The sequence below is a fragment of the Cuspidothrix issatschenkoi CHARLIE-1 genome, assembly GCF_002934005.1.
Classification (GTDB): Bacteria; Cyanobacteriota; Cyanobacteriia; order Cyanobacteriales; family Nostocaceae; genus Cuspidothrix; species Cuspidothrix issatschenkoi.
Window position 1 is genome coordinate 13279 of the sequence record NZ_PGEM01000028.1, and the last position, 18808, is coordinate 32086.

Below are 18808 nucleotides of genomic sequence, written 5' to 3' on the forward strand. Positions count from 1 at the left end.
TTCCTCGGTATGATGTTTTGTCTGCAAACATTTACCCAGCAAAACCTCACTATGCCTCAAAACTACCGCATTACCCTACTCCCCGGCGATGGCATTGGCACCGAAATTATGGCTGTAGCCGTGGACGTGCTAAAAGTCATTGGTAAACGCTTTGATATTAGCTTTGAATTTTCCACAGCTTTAATTGGTGGCGCTGCTATTGACGAAACCGGGGAACCACTACCTGCTGTGACATTGGAAGCTTGCCGTAATAGTGATTCTGTATTACTTGCAGCTATTGGTGGTTATAAATGGGATTCTCTGCCCTCTAATTTACGCCCAGAAGCGGGTTTATTAGGACTGCGGGCGGGTTTAGAACTATTTGCTAATTTACGTCCAGCGAAAATTCTCCCCCAGTTAATTGACGCCTCCACCTTGAAACGTGAAGTTGTGGAAGGTGTGGATATTATGGTCGTGCGCGAACTAACTGGGGGGATTTATTTTGGTAAACCCAAAGGTATTTTTGAAACAGAAACCGGAGAAAAACGCGGTGTAAATACTATGGTTTACAGTGAGTCAGAAATTGACCGTATTGGGCGCGTGGCTTTTGAAACGGCGCAAAAACGGGGAGGCAAACTTTGTTCTGTAGATAAAGCTAATGTATTAGAAGTATCTCAATTATGGCGCGATCGCATAACTCAACTATCCAGTCAATATCCCGATGTGGAATTATCTCATTTGTATGTAGATAACGCCGCCATGCAATTAGTTCGCGCTCCCAAACAATTTGATACAATTGTGACAGGAAACTTATTTGGCGATATTCTTTCCGATGCTGCCGCCATGCTCACAGGTAGTATAGGAATGTTGCCTTCTGCTAGTTTAGGTGCTGATGGGCCAGGTGTTTATGAACCAGTTCATGGTTCAGCCCCAGATATTGCTGGACAAGATAAAGCCAACCCCTTGGCGCAAGTTTTAAGTGCAGCAATGATGTTACGTTATGGTTTAGACCAACCAGCAGCAGCAGACTTAATTGAAAATAGTGTGTTACAAGTTTTACAACAAGGCTATCGCACAGGAGATATTATGTCCCCAGGAATGAAATTTGTCGGTTGTCGAGCTATGGGCGACGCACTGATAGAAATTCTGGAGTTAAAATAACATTACATCGCAAATCTGGGAATTTTAGCATTTCTTGTTAAAACTTTCAGATACACTAATAGCAAATCTATAAATAAAAAGCCAATTGTGTACGCTTTACAACAAGATCAGGCAAATTTTACCCCCCCAAAAAAGCCCCCGTCTTTAGTTGATCCGGCTGTAATTCGGGCTGCTAGTCAGATTTATTATACCTACTGTGGAGTACATCCCGAAATAGTAGGCAAAGCCACCGGAGTCGCAATTAGTCGGGTAACTCATCGAGGTAAAGTGATTTTTACCCAGTATCCAGTTCTATTACCACAGGAATGTTTTGTCGCCTTAAATCAAATTGAATCCTATATGTATTAGTCAATTAACCACTGACAAATAACAATATGGACATCTTGATCAACATTCCCGCCAGTATTATTGTCTTTGCTTTGGGTGCATCTCTCGGTAGTTTTATTAACGTTGTCGTTTATCGGCTACCGACTGGGCTATCAGTGCTGTGGCCACCTTCTCGCTGTCCCAAGTGTTTTAATAGGTTAAAAGCCTATGATAATGTCCCGGTTTTCGGTTGGTTGTGGTTAAAAGGGCGATGTCGTTATTGTCAAACTAAAATTTCCCGTCGTTATCCATTAGTAGAGACATTAACAGGCATAATATTTTTAATAGTATTTTGGGTTTTTCAATTTTCAATTTTCACCCTGGGTTATTGGGCTTTTTGTAGTTGGTTATTGGCTTTATCCCTCATAGATTTAGATACAATGACCTTACCTAACCCCCTGACTAAATCGGGATTAATGCTCGGAATAATCTTTCAGGTGGCTATTGGTTGGTTGTCGGAACCGACTCTAGGGGGATTGGCAAAACGCTTAATGACGGGAATAGCTGGTGCTGTAGTGGGTTTATGGCTGTTTGATGCGATCGCCTTTTTAGGTTCTCTAGCTTTTGGCAAAACAGTCATGGGTGCAGGTGATGCTAAATTAACCGCCATGATCGGAGCATGGTTAGGATGGCGTTGTTTATTACTAGCCGGCTTTATTTCCTGCCTTTTAGGAGTATTAGTAGGAGGAGGAGCAATTATCCTTTCACGTCACCAAATGGGTCAAAAAATGCCTTTTGGTCCATTCCTAGCATTAGGTGCGGTAATCACAGTTTTTAGCGGTGAAACTATTTTGTCCCACTATATGAGATTATTTTTGCCTGGATCTTAAAAATCACCTTTTTAATCTTTTTTTGCCTCATCCTGATGATTTTATCTGGCCAAACCTCTACTACCCCTGACTGTAGCTGGCATTACCTCATCAAGATTTTAGATTTTGGTAATATCCAAGTAGTCAGAACTATGACTTTCATGATTTTTATGATTTTTATGATTAACTAATCATCTAAATAACAACAATCACATAAATCAAACCATCATCCCAATCACACTAATCACATAAATCATAGTTCTGACATTTATCCCCATCAAAGCAATCACACAAATCATAAGATAAAAATGGCAAACAACGAAGAATCACGCGGTTTAAAGTCTCTATTTGATTGGTTCGCAAATCGGCGTAAATCAGGAAGTACCAATTTAGAACGCCAAGAAAGAGAAATTGCCGATGGTTTATGGCATAAATGCCCTAAGTGTGGTGTTTTAGCCTATACAAAAGATTTAAGAGCTAATCAAATGGTCTGTGGGGAATGTGGTCATCATAATCGCGTTGATAGTGATGAACGTATCCGCCAATTAATTGATGCCAATACCTGGAATCCATTGGATGAGCATTTACGCCCTACAGATCCCTTACAATTCCGCGATCGCAAACCCTACAGTGATCGCCTCCGAGAAACACAGGATAAACTCGGACTGATAGATGCTGTAAAAACCGGTTTAGGACAAATTAATAATTTACCTATTGCTTTAGGAGTGATGGACTTCCGGTTTATGGGCGGTAGTATGGGTTCTGTCGTCGGGGAAAAACTCACCCGCATGATTGAACAAGCTACCCAACGCCGTTATCCTGTCGTTATTATCTGCACATCTGGCGGTGCGAGAATGCAGGAAGGAATGCTGTCTTTAATGCAAATGGCGAAAATCTCCGCCGCCCTACAACGTCACCGGGATTCTCGACTATTATATATTCCCGTTTTAACCAATCCCACCACCGGGGGTGTAACCGCTAGTTTTGCCATGTTGGGTGATATCATCATCGCTGAACCCAAAGCCACAATTGGTTTTGCTGGTAGACGAGTAATTGAACAAACCCTCAGAGAAAAACTACCAGAAGATTTCCAAACGGCTGAGGACTTACTGAAACATGGTTTTGTGGATGATATAGTCCCCCGCACACAATTAAAAAATACTTTGGCACAACTAATTGCCCTCCATCAACCCGCACCCACAACTACATCCAACATGGTTTTGTGGGAAAGTATGAAATTAAGTCATACTGCTGTTGAGTAGGAAGGGAAGCAGGGGGGGAGAATTATATTTTTCTTCCTTCTGAACTCCTGACTCCTAACCAATTACTTCCCTGGTTCTTGGACAAAAATCAGGGGAATTAACCCTATTAATCGGCATAGGCTAGATAGGGCAAATAAGCCTAATAAACCGCCGAGTTGAGGGATTTGGGCTATAAAACCGCCAATTGTTGTACCTAGAGACCCACTTACTCCGGCTACAGCAGCAGCGATCGCAAAATAGATAGATTGATTTCTCACTGGGGCAAGTCCTAAATACATATTAGTTGTACACAGGTCGATTGCTGCCCAAGTTGTACCAGCAAGAATATGTAGAAGTGGCAACCATAACCACAAATCAAGTTGATGATTACCAATTCCTAACCACAACAATGGGGTAATTGCTACTAAAATACCAACGCCAATCAAAATCGGACGATTACCAATTTTATCTGCTAATTTACCCCAGATCATCAACATCAATAGATTTGCCCCCGTTTGAAAAGTGCTATAAATAGTTACTAAAGTTACATCTAAATCTAAAGTATCTAGTAAATAAAGATTAAAAAAAGGCGCGCTCAAATGCACAGCAAACATCCACAAACTAAAATAAATTAGAAAGATTAAAAAATTAGCATTTCCCCAAATATTATTAATTTCATCACCCGCTTTTGGGGAAATATCTTCAGTAAGATTTGTAGATAAATTTAGATCATGATGATTTTGTAATTGAGGATTGATATCTATTTTAAAAGACTGACAAATCAAACTGATAATTCCACAAATAATCCCGCAAGATAAAACCAAACCATAACCCTGAATAGTTCCACCATACCAATTGGATATCACTAATCCAGCTACAGGTATACATATTAAATTAGTCAAATTAGATGCCGTATTACGTATCCCAAAATATCTACCGCGTAGCTTCCGAGGGACAATAATTGCTAACCAGCTTAACCAAGATGCACTTCCTAGTCCTCCTAAAAGATGGCTACAAAGCACAACTGACAATGTTAGTATTAACAATTGTTGAGAATTAATAATACTGGCATGATTATTAGCAAAAATACCAATAACGAGAATTAACCATAATAACCGGGAAATTCCAAAGGTTACTAAAGAAAATTGAAATCTGCTAGTAGTTTGTTCGGAAATATAAGCACCTATAGGTTGGATGAGATTAACCACCATAGGAATTGACGACAACATCCCAAATATAACTGGACTAGCATCCAATTCCACTAAAAAATGACTCAATAAAATGCCACCGCTAGTTAGACTAAAAATAGATGCAAAAACAGCATCTACCGTAGAAGCTTGTAAAGTGGTGCGAATCGCATTTTTATTAAATCTCTGGGGAAATTGTTTAGTTATTGAAGATTCTTTTACAGTGGGAATTTCTATATTCAACGGTTCAACTTTGTCAACCTGAACAGAATTCATCTAAACCTCCAGGAGACTCCCACCAAAACTGTACTCAGTTTGGTGATGGGAGGAATGGAGGGTTAACTGCGAAACGTCCCTTGAGTAATTTTGTGCGCCAGCACAAACAACGAAAGGGACAGTTGAGGAATTAACAAATCTTTGATTTTGCATATTCGTAACCGTCCTTTTTGTGAATTGATTTACAGTATTTGTAAGAGATACCTTGAATCAGTCCAAATATTGTTGAGATATTGAAACTTTTTCAGTGTCTAAAACAAATACTTTGGACAGAATATTTTGCTCCGAAGAGCCTCCCATTTCTGGGGTAATGTTAGCTTTGACAATGTTAGAGGTCGGTAACTATCTTAAAAGCACTGGTTTAACCCTTAAGCCTGTTTAACTTTTAAGTTCTAGAGCAGGGAACTAGCTACGCATCCCCTGGTAGGTCTTTAACTCTTACCTCTAACGTAGTTCGGTTAAGAACTCAGTCCAACTAGGCTTTTACAAGCCCTCACTTACCCGAAGGGAAGTGATGGGTGGTTGACATATTATGATGACCACGCATGACTAATTTTAGGGTGTTGCTGATTTGAGGTATGAATGTAATTTTTGATGATGTGAACATCTTTGTAGAGACGTTTCGGCAAAACGTCTGTACGGTGGAATGTGTCTACAACGAAAAATAAAGCGCATCTTCATCTAGAAATGGTATTAACCAAACTATTCAATTAATTTGGTTCAGGTACTTATTTTCTGCTGGTATTTTTCAACAAAAAGCTGGATTTTGAAATATCAGTTTTCAGACTCACAGTTTATGAAACAGCAAAAAAAATGTCATCAGTATTTCATAATCATGAGATTAATCATCTTTTTCCCATTAATAATGAAGGAAAAAATCCAATTCTTCCCTATTTCTTGCTATGAAAATAATTGTTTATATTTATACTGATCCCCTACTAGATACAGCGCCTAATCCAGATGATTGGGGTTGGGAAGTAGATAAAATTTATGAAGATTTGGGCAAAAGAACCCAAATAGAACAATTATTAAAAGATTGTCAAACAGAACCAGTTAATTATTTATTGTTACGTCGCTTAGAAGAATTAGGTGATAACTTAGCACAAGTGAGCGATCGCTTGCATCAATTAGAAAGGATGGGAGTTATAGTCATTGCCACACAGCAGTCTTATACCTCTAAATCTACTCAAATTCGTGGAGAATTACTGACATTACTACAAGAAATTCAATATCAACAACGTAGTCGCCGCATCCGTCAAGGACACGCTCGCAATCGCCTAGAAGCTTCACCACCACCAGGAAAATCACCCTATGGTTATCGTCGAGGACAGGGTAAATATATTATTGATCGCACAACTTCACCGGTTGTTAAAGATTTTTTTGAACACTTTTTACTCTATGGTTCTATCCGTGCGGCAGTCCGTTATGTAGGCAAAAAATACGGGAAAAATATCTCTGTCACCACAGGTAAACGTTGGCTAATTAATCCCGTTTATCGCGGTGATACAGTTTATCAAAACAGTGAAATTATCTCTAATACCCATACAGCAATTATATCTAGAGAAGAAGCCGCACAAGTTGATAGACTATTACGACGCAATAGCAGAGTGCCATCTCGCACAGCTAGTGCGCCTCGTTCCTTAGCAGGTTTAGTTATCTGTCATCAATGCCAATCACAGATGATTGTTACTCGTGTTACTCAACGAAATCAAAATCAAGAGTATCTATATTTACGCGCCACCAACTGTCCTCAAAGTCCAAAATGTCGTGCTATTTCTTACCAAGTAGTTTTAGAAAAAACTATTGAAACTGTTTGCCGAGATTTACCTTTAGCTGTAGTCGGGATGAATTTTCCCCAATTAGATACTATTAAAAATAATTTAGGGGATGCTATATCTAAACAAGAACAAATTCTGGAACAATTGCCCAATTTAATAGAAACAGGAATTTTAGATCCAGAAACGGCAAAATTAAGAGCGTACAAACTTCGCGCAGAAATCTCCCAACTACAAGCCAAGTTAGCAATTCTTCCCCCCGTAAATTTGCGTTCGGTAGCTCAAGCTGTCTCTATCCCTCAGTTTTGGTTAGATTTATCAGAAGTAGAAAGACGATTTTACTTCCGGGAATTTATCCAAAAAATTGAAATTATTTGCCACAATACAGAATGGAACTTAAAAATAACGTTTATTTTTTAAATTCAATTCAGTCAGGGATTGAGATCCTCAACTTATTGATTTTGACTCCTGAATTCTTCTTCAATTATTCATCCTGATTTTTAGGGGCTTGTTTACCTTTTTTACCTGCATTCCGCACATTCATCACTTTACCCAATAAATCAAACCAAAAAGGCGCACCCATAGCAATAGCCATACCACTCAGTAACCAACCTACAATCATACTTAAAACACTGAAAATAGGCCAGCCATTAATTCTATATTTTGTTCTATTCATTTGCTGTTGTAAGTTACTATTGCTCCAACCAATGGGTAGCTCAACTTCCTTTAAAATCGCATTAGCATCTATTTTATTTATATCTGAAGGATTAGCGGGATCTGGTTCTATTTGAATAGCTTTATCAACAATCATTGCTCGTAAGGCAGAATCCTTAGATAAACGATTAATAATATGAAAAGTATCGGTATTAGTTGCAATTGCTAAAGTGATCCCAATTAAAATAGCAACTCCTTTAGCATTACGTTTGTAAACTCCGCCGGCTCTTTCCATAGAGCTATCAAAAGTATTTTCAATTTCTTTCCGCAACAGAATAATTCCTTCTTCTGTATTTTTAGCTTTGATTTGGGCGCGTTTGGCCATAGTTTCAATATTACTAACTATCGAATCTGGCAAAATATCAATTAACTCTTTAATTTTTTTGTAAGTTTCACTATCTTTGTTTTTAATAGCCGCTATGACTTCATTATGAATATCACTATTTTTTCTGATAGATTGGACAATTTCATTAATATTTGGCTTTAAACCTCCCAGGATAATTGCTTTTTCTACATCTTCAAAAATATCCTTTCTGAGAAAGCGTAATTCTCGCAAAGGTTTGTCTAAAATATCTTCGTAATCACCTATATTAGCCTGGAAACTATCTATATATTTATCTAAGCTATCTCTCATCCTGATAATACACATATTTGTATCATATTTTTCTTGATTAAATTCACTAACAATACGGTCATATTCCTGCTGTAATTTGACATAATCAAGTCCACTATTTCTATCAAATTCACTGGATAATTTATGATTTTGAATGTCCCCGTGTAACTGAGTTAAAATCAATCTAATGTTATTTAATCGTTCTTCCTTAAATTGTTCTAATCTGATTTCAGTTAATTTTTTAACAAGTCTTGGCAGTTCAAGTGTATCCATAAAAGTATTAGCAAAATTTTCACCGCCAATATAGGAAGGCGCACTCCGTTTTTGATCGCCGAAAACAGTCTCTTTTTTAAATCTAGAATTAGACCTCCTAAATAAACTCAAGAATGAACCTAATGCCCAGGTTATTTTCCGAGGTAAAGTTGCTAATAATCCTTTTGCTTCTTGATTAATGCTTTGAATTAAAGGATTACCATAGATTTTATTTACTACTTGAATTACTTCGGGATTTTCTGATTTTTTGGCATCACCAGCTAACAGAATTTCAATTGAGCTTCTCAAGTGTTCTGCTCGCCATTGTAGAACTGTAGTTAATAGTTCTTGAATTTCTGAAGCCAGTAAACTTAAAATTAAGTAAATAAAAATTAGACCTAGGGCTACATCTAAAATAAATGGTAAGCTCATTGACATTCTCCTTCAGGGTAATTGACCAAGTAGTAATGGTATTACTTATATCATTTAATCAGAAAATTGCTTGTAAACTTCCTTAAAAAATTAATAAGAAAATCTTCGCAAAAAAATTATCTCGATTCCTCAGAAACTGAGCTAATTTTGGATCTAGCCATTGTTTTTGAATATTAGGTTATTCCTAAGGAGTCAGGGAATAAAGAAGAGGGAAGATATAGCAGAAGACAAGAGACAAGAGGCAAGAGTAAAACCCTTGCTATGATTAGGTTTTAATGATCAAAAAGCTCCTAATCATCCTGGCTACAGCTATAAAAGAAAAATGTTCTTCGTTCTGATAGCGCGGCATGGCGTTAGCCATACTCCTGAACTCCTGAATTCTTACTGGATGGCTCAATTGGAGATTCGCTTTGATCTCTATGTAATCAAACTCAGTACTTAAGTGATTAGCATAGAATATGCAAGAAGGAAGTTTTATTTGGACGGATCTGGAAAAACAACACCGTGTGGTTACCAAAAAAATGGATTGGTTATGGCTACTGATATTGCTACTAGCCGCACTAATCTTGTTTTGTATCAACCTCGGTAGTTTACCACTGCAAGATGGTGATGAGGCGATTGTGGCCAGGGTAGCGCGGGAAATTTGGCAAGCTGAAACCAATTCCATCACTTGGTTGTATCCAACTGTGGAGGGTCAAGCATATCATCAAACACCGCCCTTGATGCACTGGTTAATTACTTGGGCTTATAGTGTTGGTGGTGTGAATGAATGGACAACTCGCCTCCCCGGGGCAATTTTGACAGCAACTTCTGTACCCTTGGTCTATTGCATTGGTAGAGAGATATTTTATCAACGAGAAGCAGCAATTTATAGTGCTTTGATTTATTTAACAATGCTGCCAGTGGTGCGTTATGGCAGGTTAGCAATATTAGATGGGGCGGTTGTCAGTTTCTCGGTCTTGATGATGTGGTTTGTTTTGCGATCGCGTCGAGATTTACGTTACTGCTTAGGAATAGGTATAATTTTTGGTTTAATTTGCCTAACTCAAGGCATAACTGCCATTTATTTAGGTGCAGTGGTTTTAGTATTTCTCTATTGGGATACTCCCAGATTGCTGACTTGTTATTATTTTTGGATGGGTATTTTCATCGGTTCTCTACCTGTATTATTTTGGTTAGGATTTCAAATATTCCACTATGGTTATTCTTTTGCCTTTGATATCAACCAATCCTCTAGCTATATCAACAATATTACTAATGGAACTGTACAAGCACCCTGGTATTATTTGCTAGAAATTTTTAAATGGACGTGGCCTTGGTTTATATTTTTACCACAAACTATCCGCGTGACTTGGGAAAATAATAATTTAAGTTGGGCAAAATTGCTAATTATTTGGTGTGGTGTTTATCTATTAATTATTTCTTTAGTTAGTCTTAAACTTCCCTGGTCTATACTCCCTATTTATCCTAGTTTGGCTTTGGCTTTTGGTTTCCAGTTAGCAGAAATCGAAAATGTACCCTTATTCTCAGGTTATCCCCGCGCTTGGGTGACAAGTTTAGCTATATTAGCAGTTGTGGCTTCTGCTAGTAGTATTTATTTTAGTTGGAGAACGATAGAGAAAGCCGAATTACAAATAATTTTTGCCGCTATGGCTTTAACTATGACTTTAGCCGCAATTTTAGTAGAAAAAGGAGATAAACAATTTCTGAAAGTTTTAATTTGGGGCAGTTATATTTCTCTATTTCTCTTAATGACTTCTAACTATTGGATTTGGGAATTGTATACAGCTTATCCAGTTAAACCACTAGCGGCTATGATTACTAAAATTAAGCAAGATGACACTAAAATCTATATATCTTTTCCCTATCATCGTTCTTCCTTAGATTTTTATAGCGATCGCAATATTATTCCTGTTTCTAACGGTGAATTACAACATTATTGGCAGTTTGAAAACAAAGCTTATTTTCTCGTCAACACATCTAGCTTAAAAAATTTACAGTTGACATCTATTCAAGTCATAGATCAAATAGACGACTGGCAACTAATTACTAAAGATAATTAGGTAATAAGTAAGAGGGAATAGGTAAAAGAATTTTCTCCCCTGCCCTCCTGCCAACCTATCCCCCTGGCTCAATTCTTTCCAGGGGGCGAATGTCTGGGCTATTATAACTCGTATTATCTTGAGTCATAATAAAAATACTCACAACAACTGTACTACCCACAATCAAAGACAATAAAGGACGCCTCAGGAAAATAAAATCTCTAATCATCCTGGCTAAAGGTCGGCTTTGACGACGCAGTGATGAAGAGATCATCATTTGTCGCCAGATAAAGGGATCACGTACATAGTGTCCACTTTGACAAACAACTAGCCTTTCTTGACAATAAGGACAGGTAAACAATCCAACATAGGATTTTATTGGCTTTGTGCGACTATTTCTTTGACAAATGGGGCACGTAACATAATGATTATCAAAAGTATCTGTACTCATCTACCTCGTCCGCTTGGTCTTTTGATGATCTATATAACAATAACCGGTATCTAATTTTACTTACAATTTAGGTTCTCTGTCATAGGTGCTAATATTTATGAGCAAAATATGAGAAATCCTAGTAGAGTTTGAGAGGGGAATGAAACCCAAGACATACTCCTTTTAATATTAACCCAAGTTGCAAGTACCACAGGTAGGAATTATTTTTTTCCTAGCTTTTGTAATTTTTGTTAATTAATTATTAAGCGGTCACTTGCTCCCATAATCAACCACAATAAAAAATAACAGATACAACTCCACTGATAAATGAGTCTCAAGCCTCGTACTTTAGAAAGGAAGGTCAAGGAATCCCAGATTTTTCCCACACCTTCTGTTTGGTTGACTGAGTTAATTAATCGTTTTCAGCCCTCGCCAGAAACAGTGGTGCTACTTTTAGCTGTGATTATTGGCGGTAGTACGGGTATGGGGGTTGTTACCTTTCACTATTTAATTGAGCTAATTAACAATTTAATGTTAGATAGTCTGATGGTACAGATTAGCATCTGGGGTGCTTGGACTCTAGCAACTGTGCCAATTTTAGGTGGAATTATCGTGGGTTTGATGCGTTGGCGAACTCAGGATTTTGGTCCAGGACTATCATCACTGATTGCTGTTGCTCAAGGTAAGGAAACCAAAAAACCCTTGCGACCCGTTACAAAAATGATTGCGGCAGCGGTTTCTTTAGGTACTGGTGCATCTTTGGGTCCAGAGGGGCCAAGTGTGGAAATTGGTACTTATTTTGGAGTTTTATTGTCTGATATATTACAAGTTTCCCAGGAACGTCAGCGTTTACTCTTAGGTGCTGGAGCAGCTGCTGGTTTAGCGGCTGGTTTTAATGCCCCTATTGCGGGAGTATTTTTTGCCTTAGAAGTCGTGATGGGAACTACATATTTTGCTAATTCGGCAGTGAGTGTAGTTTTGCTGGCGGCAGTGGTAGCAGCTTTAATTGCTCAAATTGGTTTGGGTTCACAGCCTGCTTTTGCTTTACCTGCTTATCAAGTGCGTAGTTATTTAGAATTACCTCTGTATTTGGGTTTAGGGGTGGGTGCAAGTTTAGTTTCTCTTACTTATACCGAATTAATTCGGTTAGCAAAGGCGAGTTTTGCCGGTCATCTCCCGGGTTTAAAACTATTAAATAAAATTCCTCAATCAATTCAGCCAATTCTGGGTGGTGTCATTCTCGGTATAGTTGGTTGGCAATACCCCCAAATTTGGGGTATTGGCTATGATACCGTACAAGCAATGCTCCAGGATGAGGATTTTTCTCTGGAACTTTTATTAATATTACTACTGTTAAAATTGCTGATGACCGCAGTGAGTGCAGGTAGTGGTTTTGTGGGTGGATTATTTGCACCCGCGATGTTTTTAGGTGCGTCCTTTGGCTCGGCCTATGCTAAATGCTTAACTGTAATAGTTCCAGGAATTGGGGAATATATGGCTGCTGCTCCCGCTTATGCAATGGTGGGTATGGCCGCGGTTTTAGCCGCTAGTGTGAGGGCGCCTTTGACAGCAATTTTAATGTTATTTGAATTAACTCGTGATTATCGGATTGTTTTACCTTTAATGGCTGCGGTGGGTTTAAGTGTTTGGTTAATAGAACGGATTAAACCAACGGTAGATACTAATGCTAATCTGCAACAGATTGGTTTACCAGAATTGAAGGATGAAAAGGTGGAACTGTGGCAACAAATGTTAGTAACAGATGCCATGCACATTTGTCCACAAAAATTACCAGCCAATTTGGGAGTTGTAGAGGCAGCAATGGCAATGATCCGCGATCGCACACGCAGTGCTTTAATTATTGATGATGCTGGTCAATTGCTAGGAATATTGTCCCTAGAAGATATTAAGCGAACTTTGGCTCTGTGGCAAAATCTCCCCGATTCATCTACTGAAGTCAACGGAATTTTATCTAGTCAAAAATTAATAGATATTTGTACAACGGATATTCTCTATGCTTGGGAAGATGAACCTTTAGCGGAAGCTTTAGACCGGATGGCATTACGTGGTTTACATCAATTACCAGTGGTGGCTAAAGATCATCCTGATTGTATTCTTGGTTTATTAGAAAGGGAACAAATTGAACTAGCTTGTAATTTAACAGCTATCACTAAAGTTCTAGATCAGTATTTTGATAATTCCCCAACCTAAAATTACCCAATCACCTATGCTCTATTATCTTTTATAGAGGAAATTGGTGATGGGTCAATAGTTAATATTCAGCCGTCAGGGGTAAAGCTAAACCACTGACAACTGATAACACACAAATGAATAATGACGGGTAATTTTAGATTTTAGATGAAAAAAATCCGGTACAGGTCTGGAGTCCTGAAGTCCTGAAAAATCGTTAACCCCAAATCCAAAATCTTTGAGCTTCTACACTTGAGGGTGGAGTCAATCCAAAATCGTCAATCCAAAATCGAGTGACTAATGACTATTTACTAAGCTGTAGCTTCTACTTCAGTCTCTTGTCCAGATTCCGAATCTACTTGGCGGAGTCGAATATGCTTTTTCCCTAAAGTAATGACGAACTCATCACCAGGTTGAAGATTCATCTGTTTAGTATAAGCTGCACCGATTAATAAGTTGCCGTTTGATTGCACACTAATTCTATAGCTGGCACTACGACCACCACGTCCATTGGCACTAGGTGAACTATCTAATTGAATACCTTCTGCATCAATTAGAGCGTTCAAGAACTTCATCATATTGACGCGCTCTATACCATTTTTGGTAACAGTATAGTAGCCACACTGTTTAGCTTTTTCGTCTTTGCTGAGGGATTCTAGCTCTTTGACTTTTGCGAGCAGTTCTTCACCAACTAGGGGTTCAATTTTTTTCTGTTTAGGCATCAACTTAGGTCGAAAATGAATGTTTGAAGTTGCTGATTGGATTTTATTTTAGCGGACATTGAACTAATAGGAACAAAATCCTTTAGTTTTTTGATCAGCCTAGCCAAGTATATTACACTAATGGCCAAAATTGTTGCCCCATGATCAACATTCTCAATAAATTATATGAACTATAATTACGATGATGGTAATAGCTACTATAGAGATACCTTTAGTAAATCAGATATGAATTTATTGGTGTAGGGTGACAAGAGGTAACGGCAACTGGTGAAAGACAAGAGGTATGAGGGAACAGGCAATCTTGCTAGAAGATAGAAGAATGTTAAGGTATAACTACCTCTTCAAAAATGAAATCGCACTCCTATATAGTATAGTTATTTGATTTGTAAAATTATGCAATATATGAGGGAAGAGGGATAAAGGACTGGGGAAAGAAAAATTTATAATCACTGGAATATGAAACTAACGACGAGGGGACACTACAGTGTGAAAGCATTGCTAGATTTGAGTTTACAGCCAAAATATGGGCCTGAATCTGTGCGGGCGATCGCTAAACGTCAAGATATTCCTGCCCCTTATTTAGAAAAACTGCTGATAGAAATGCGTCGGGCTGGATTAGTGATCTCAATTCGTGGTAGCGTTGGTGGATACAAATTAGCCAAAAAACCTGCACAAATCTCTATTGGACAAATTCTGGAGGCGGTGGGTGAGAATATTACTAACTTACCTCTGAATCATCCCACAGCAGATCAAACAGCAGATTGGGTAACATCCAGTCTTTGGCACAGACTTAATCAAAAGCTGAAAGAGGCTTTGTATAGTATTACTTTGGCAGACCTTTATTATGATGCTCGCAGTTGGCAAGCATCTCTAGGTGAAGAAGCGAATTTTGTCGTTTAATAGAACTCTACAAAAAAGATGATCTAATTTTGTGGGATGGGTATTCTACCCGTCCTTTGATTATTAGCAGGCTTTTCGTCCTGCACTACAAGAAATTTTGGGATATTTTTTATTTGGGGTGTTGCTGATTTGATGTTAGGACTTACGCACAAAGCAATCAAAAACCTGATTCTTTCGTAGGGGTAATTCATGAATTACCCCTACTTTCGTGGTGTTTTGCGTAAGTCCTGGATGTATGAAAATGATTTTTGATCATATCCAAACTCCTGTAAAGACTTTCCACCGGAACATCTCTACACCTAAATTCATACTTGGTTTCAGCAACACCGCAATTTCCTCCTCCCTTCTTTAAATGATCTCTCCCCTTGACTTTCTTCTCTCAGTTCCCTCTGTATCTTTGCGATTAGTTTCTAACCAATGATTGATATAATTTGGTAATTCTTGCTTAGTTCGACTAGCTACATCAATACAAACGTGCCTAGTAATCGCCTTAGCAACTATAACTTCACCTATGGTAATATCATAGGAAATTTCAAATTTATCTCCACCAATTTTATGTGGTGATAAACTAATCATTAAATTATCACCACAATAAACAGGACGCAAAAAATCTACATTCGCATGAACAATCGGAAAAGCTAGAGATGGATTAGTAAAAAATGATTTAATATTAATACCAGTAGCCACTAATGAAACTTCATAACCTTCATGGCATATTCTTAAAATATTAGTAAAATAAACTACTCCGGCAGCATCAGTATCTTGGAATCGGACAGTGTAGTAATATGTAAAAGCCATCTGACATTTCCTCAGCAGTTTTGAATGTTAAGAAAGAGACGATAAAAATAGCCCAAAATGTGTTTAATTTTGGGCAAATGATTAAAATACTTTTGATTAACTACAATTATAATCGCCACGCTACGCGAACGACAAGCTCAGTACAGTCTTGCCCGCTAGACTTATACAAAGTAAATCCACCACAGCTTAGAAAATCAACTCAAGGGTTGATAAATATCTTCAGAAGCGGGATTGAGATAAGGGTACTGCAAGTCAATCAAGTTTTGTGCAAAGTGTTGATAGATAATTTCTATTCTTTCCTCAAAAGCATTTTTCCGTCTTTCCCATGCTTCTAATAAGGCATTAGCAACAATTTGACAACGATTCATGCCAAAACTTTCTTGAGGGGCAAATTTTTGTTTTGGTTCTTCTGCTAATCCTAATCCGGGAGCGAGGTATTTAGTAAATAGGGGAATTTCTGGTTGAAAATAAGTTTGAGTTTCTTGATAAATAGTTTGGAGTATATTGCGAATTGCGGGGTAATTTTGGCTCTGAAAATCTAGAATACAGGCATCATAACGCTGATATGCGGCGGGATTATAAAGAACTTGAAATTTAAAGGCGATCGCCTCATTATTTAGTGCCTGTGTTAATCTACCCATCAGCACAATTGCGCCTGAAGATTGGACATTAAAGTAAATTCTTCCCCATCCTAAATCTGTATTTTCTGGATCTAGGTTTTCCACGCCTAAATTACTCACTGCCACATAACAGCCATTTTGCAAGCGATTTTTAGGCATCCATATTGATATTAATTCCCCCACTTTAGGTAAATTTGTCCGAGGTTGTAGATGGCATTCTGGCTCAATATATAATGTTAAATCATGCTTTTGCACAGCCATACTACCATCAGGTTCAATTCTCAAAATCTGCCAGTTTGGTTCATAATGTCCTGTACCATGATTGCTATGATGTAGCTGTTCATAGAAATCTTGATCTACGCCTAAACTATTATTTTCGATTAAATTCAGATGGGATGAACGATGATTATTTGCGGCTAAAACTGGTTGTAGTGAACCATTATAATAAATACCGTAGAGAAAATTTCTCAAAAGTATGCTCAAATATTTATGTTTTAAAGACGGTGGATTTTGTTGAAACCTATTTGCTATGTTAGCTGGTAAAGCAAAAGGTTGATAATGGGGATGGTAAATACAAAAATTTGGTTCTATTCGGATATTGTTGGCAATATCAAATAATGAATCTAGGATTTGATTGGTAGAATCATCAAACATGAACTTATTTTGCACCTCAAACTTTCGACAAATATATTTTTAAGCATTTAGAGTTATGCCAGAATTGAGCATCAATTTTTTAGATGAATATGACTCAATAGAGTTCAGGTAAGAATTTGTTCTTCTCTTTTCTTTGTATACTCTGCGCCTGGAGTGGTTTGTTAGAAAAACCGTATGGGAATATGGTTAACAACCACGTAGACGGGTTTTTTGGTAAAACAGAGGAACTAATTGTTGTTCTTTCTGGGGTTTGGGAATTGCTTGTAAGCTGGATACAGCTTGGAAAATTTCTGATTCCGAGATGCCAAAAATAGTTAATACTGATTTTTCCGGGATGGTTAACAAATTGTTGGCAACTTTAAACATACATAAACTACTGTTGTCAAAGTATTTTTGATATTCAATTTGATGTTGAATTTGTTGAATTAATGCCAAACCCGCAAATTTAACTACACGGATAATGAAATCTGGATGAGATTCTAAAATTCTGGGGAAAGCATCAAGATAAGCACGAATTAAGGCTAAGACTGAAGGCTGTAATACTTCTAGAGGAATCATCGCTAAATTTAAAGATTCTTCTAACTCTAAGGTTGGGTCTACTATTAAACTAGACAGCCAAATTTTTAAATAACTCGCTAATAGAGTTCCTAAATCAAAAGCTGGATCTCCCCAAGTGCAAGCTTCCCAATCAATTACTCTTATCAAGCAGTTATCTAGTTGTTTCCATCGAGAATGGACTAAAATATTGCTTAAATGCAAATCATTGTGAGTCAAACAAGATGGTTTCCAATCATAAGCTAAATCAGCAATGGCGAATTCTAAACTTTCGTAACGCTGATAGAGACGATAAAACTCTAATGCCTCCGTAGGAATTGTACTAAATGTTTCTGGATTGATAGATGCTAGACCTTGGGCAGGATTGTAAAAATTGTAGCGAATCTGTCCTACGGGTGCAGTAGACATAAAATCACGATATTCCAGTTTATTAAAGGTAGTACGATGTAATCCTGCTAACGTAGTACCAATAGCATTGGCAATTTCTGTAGGGAAAATACTCCGGTGTTGATAAAATTTTCCTAGTTCTGCATATTCGCTTAAATAACTCCGCACTAGGATAGAGTTTTCTTCATCAAATTGTAGTAATGATGATGCGATCGCGCCAATATTACCAAGTACTGGAAATTTTTGCAATAACTGGTGAAACAACCATTCATTAAACAATTCATGGGAATTTTGACTATGATTAATATTTCGCTCTTGTTTAATCAGCAGTTGGCGATGATCTGCCAATATTACCAGTAAATTACAATTTTTATTGCTATTCTCTGGCAATACAGATTTATAGGCAGTACCATCTTCTGAGCTACACAGCCCTGCTTTGTGCAGATACTGAATAACATTTAGAGAAGATAGAGTTAATAACATGAATTATTTCCTAGTTATTTGAATGGCTAAAGAATTACCGCAGTCAAAATTGAAGTGGCTGTAGCAGTTCTTAATTAATGGTAAAAAATTTACGAAACATTGCTATTGTCTACTAATAGCCGATTTGTGCCAGAAATGCGTGCCAAAATGGCAATATTAGCCATTTTTTTACTTTGTTTGTCTACGGAAGAAACTATAAAATCTTTACAATATCTCTAGTAG

General features: G+C 37.6%; 15 protein-coding genes. 8 read left to right on the plus strand and 7 right to left on the minus strand.

Annotated features, from left to right (window positions below; translation table 11 throughout):
• Positions 1 to 51: 51 nt before the first annotated feature.
• The 4 genes from leuB (at position 52) to accD (ending at position 3577) form a co-directional block, all read left to right on the plus strand.
• Complete coding sequence (gene leuB, locus CUN59_RS04915) at positions 52 to 1140, plus strand: 3-isopropylmalate dehydrogenase (protein ID WP_104386785.1); 1089 nt, start codon at positions 52 to 54, stop codon at positions 1138 to 1140.
• Between the two features lie 87 nt (positions 1141 to 1227).
• Entirely contained in the window at positions 1228 to 1488 is a 261-nt protein-coding gene (locus tag CUN59_RS04920) for a hypothetical protein (protein WP_104386786.1), read from the plus strand.
• Positions 1489 to 1514: 26 nt separating this feature from the next.
• The gene (locus CUN59_RS04925) at positions 1515 to 2336 is read left to right on the plus strand and encodes a prepilin peptidase (RefSeq protein ID WP_104386787.1); all 822 of its coding nucleotides are present in this window, start codon (positions 1515 to 1517) and stop codon (positions 2334 to 2336) included.
• Positions 2337 to 2623: 287 nt separating this feature from the next.
• Complete coding sequence (gene accD / locus CUN59_RS04930) at positions 2624 to 3577, plus strand: acetyl-CoA carboxylase, carboxyltransferase subunit beta (protein WP_104386788.1); 954 nt, start codon at positions 2624 to 2626, stop codon at positions 3575 to 3577.
• 62 nt (positions 3578 to 3639) lie between these two features.
• Here accD and CUN59_RS04935 read toward each other — a convergent pair whose 3' ends face one another.
• Complete coding sequence (locus tag CUN59_RS04935) at positions 3640 to 5019, minus strand: MFS transporter (protein ID WP_104386789.1); 1380 nt, start codon at positions 5017 to 5019, stop codon at positions 3640 to 3642.
• 902 nt (positions 5020 to 5921) lie between these two features.
• Between CUN59_RS04935 and CUN59_RS04940 the strand changes: the two genes are divergently transcribed.
• Positions 5922 to 7214, plus strand: coding sequence for a recombinase family protein (locus CUN59_RS04940; protein WP_104386790.1), 1293 nt, complete (start codon positions 5922 to 5924; stop codon positions 7212 to 7214).
• Between the two features lie 64 nt (positions 7215 to 7278).
• Here CUN59_RS04940 and CUN59_RS04945 read toward each other — a convergent pair whose 3' ends face one another.
• Positions 7279 to 8805, minus strand: coding sequence for a hypothetical protein (locus CUN59_RS04945; RefSeq protein WP_104386791.1), 1527 nt, complete (start codon positions 8803 to 8805; stop codon positions 7279 to 7281).
• A 458-nt stretch (positions 8806 to 9263) separates the two neighbouring features.
• Between CUN59_RS04945 and CUN59_RS04950 the strand changes: the two genes are divergently transcribed.
• Entirely contained in the window at positions 9264 to 10868 is a 1605-nt protein-coding gene (locus tag CUN59_RS04950) for an ArnT family glycosyltransferase (protein ID WP_104386792.1), read from the plus strand.
• Positions 10869 to 10923: 55 nt separating this feature from the next.
• Here CUN59_RS04950 and CUN59_RS04955 read toward each other — a convergent pair whose 3' ends face one another.
• Positions 10924 to 11298, minus strand: a complete 375-nt coding sequence (locus CUN59_RS04955) for a hypothetical protein (RefSeq protein WP_104386793.1) — start codon at positions 11296 to 11298, stop codon at positions 10924 to 10926.
• Between the two features lie 306 nt (positions 11299 to 11604).
• On the opposite strand from CUN59_RS04955, the gene CUN59_RS04960 reads away from it, so the two are divergent.
• Positions 11605 to 13488, plus strand: coding sequence for a chloride channel protein (locus CUN59_RS04960; RefSeq protein WP_104386794.1), 1884 nt, complete (start codon positions 11605 to 11607; stop codon positions 13486 to 13488).
• Between the two features lie 290 nt (positions 13489 to 13778).
• On the opposite strand, the gene CUN59_RS04965 is transcribed toward CUN59_RS04960, so the two are convergent.
• Positions 13779 to 14189, minus strand: a complete 411-nt coding sequence (locus CUN59_RS04965; protein ID WP_104386795.1) for an AbrB family transcriptional regulator — start codon at positions 14187 to 14189, stop codon at positions 13779 to 13781.
• Positions 14190 to 14645: 456 nt separating this feature from the next.
• Between CUN59_RS04965 and CUN59_RS04970 the strand changes: the two genes are divergently transcribed.
• A complete protein-coding gene (locus CUN59_RS04970; protein ID WP_104386796.1) occupies positions 14646 to 15089 on the plus strand; it encodes an Rrf2 family transcriptional regulator in 444 nt (147 codons plus the stop codon).
• Between the two features lie 348 nt (positions 15090 to 15437).
• On the opposite strand, the gene CUN59_RS04975 is transcribed toward CUN59_RS04970, so the two are convergent.
• The 3 genes from CUN59_RS04975 to CUN59_RS04985 form a co-directional block, all read right to left on the minus strand.
• Positions 15438 to 15887, minus strand: coding sequence for an acyl-CoA thioesterase (locus CUN59_RS04975; RefSeq protein WP_104386797.1), 450 nt, complete (start codon positions 15885 to 15887; stop codon positions 15438 to 15440).
• Positions 15888 to 16081: 194 nt separating this feature from the next.
• On the minus strand, positions 16082 to 17161 hold the full coding sequence (locus CUN59_RS04980; protein WP_104386798.1) for a T3SS effector HopA1 family protein: 1080 nt from the start codon (positions 17159 to 17161) through the stop codon (positions 16082 to 16084).
• A gap of 186 nt (positions 17162 to 17347) precedes the next feature.
• A complete protein-coding gene (locus CUN59_RS04985) occupies positions 17348 to 18586 on the minus strand; it encodes a phosphotransferase family protein (RefSeq protein WP_104386799.1) in 1239 nt (412 codons plus the stop codon).
• Positions 18587 to 18808: the final 222 nt, after the last annotated feature.

Excerpts from the sequence above, each read along its gene's own strand:
- CUN59_RS04955 (WP_104386793.1), bottom strand. The coding sequence starts at position 11,298 with ATGAGTACAGATACTTTTGATAATCATTATGTTACGTGCCCCATTTGT.
- CUN59_RS04965 (WP_104386795.1), bottom strand. The coding sequence starts at position 14,189 with ATGCCTAAACAGAAAAAAATTGAACCCCTAGTTGGTGAAGAACTGCTC.
- CUN59_RS04975 (WP_104386797.1), bottom strand. The coding sequence starts at position 15,887 with ATGGCTTTTACATATTACTACACTGTCCGATTCCAAGATACTGATGCT.
- CUN59_RS04940 (WP_104386790.1), top strand. The coding sequence starts at position 5,922 with ATGAAAATAATTGTTTATATTTATACTGATCCCCTACTAGATACAGCG.
- CUN59_RS04980 (WP_104386798.1), bottom strand. The coding sequence starts at position 17,161 with ATGTTTGATGATTCTACCAATCAAATCCTAGATTCATTATTTGATATT.
- CUN59_RS04935 (WP_104386789.1), bottom strand. The coding sequence starts at position 5,019 with ATGAATTCTGTTCAGGTTGACAAAGTTGAACCGTTGAATATAGAAATT.
- CUN59_RS04925 (WP_104386787.1), top strand. The coding sequence starts at position 1,515 with ATGGACATCTTGATCAACATTCCCGCCAGTATTATTGTCTTTGCTTTG.
- CUN59_RS04970 (WP_104386796.1), top strand. The coding sequence starts at position 14,646 with ATGAAACTAACGACGAGGGGACACTACAGTGTGAAAGCATTGCTAGAT.
- CUN59_RS04950 (WP_104386792.1), top strand. The coding sequence starts at position 9,264 with ATGCAAGAAGGAAGTTTTATTTGGACGGATCTGGAAAAACAACACCGT.
- CUN59_RS04985 (WP_104386799.1), bottom strand. The coding sequence starts at position 18,586 with ATGTTATTAACTCTATCTTCTCTAAATGTTATTCAGTATCTGCACAAA.
- CUN59_RS04945 (WP_104386791.1), bottom strand. The coding sequence starts at position 8,805 with ATGAGCTTACCATTTATTTTAGATGTAGCCCTAGGTCTAATTTTTATT.
- accD (WP_104386788.1), top strand. The coding sequence starts at position 2,624 with ATGGCAAACAACGAAGAATCACGCGGTTTAAAGTCTCTATTTGATTGG.
- leuB (WP_104386785.1), top strand. The coding sequence starts at position 52 with ATGCCTCAAAACTACCGCATTACCCTACTCCCCGGCGATGGCATTGGC.
- CUN59_RS04960 (WP_104386794.1), top strand. The coding sequence starts at position 11,605 with ATGAGTCTCAAGCCTCGTACTTTAGAAAGGAAGGTCAAGGAATCCCAG.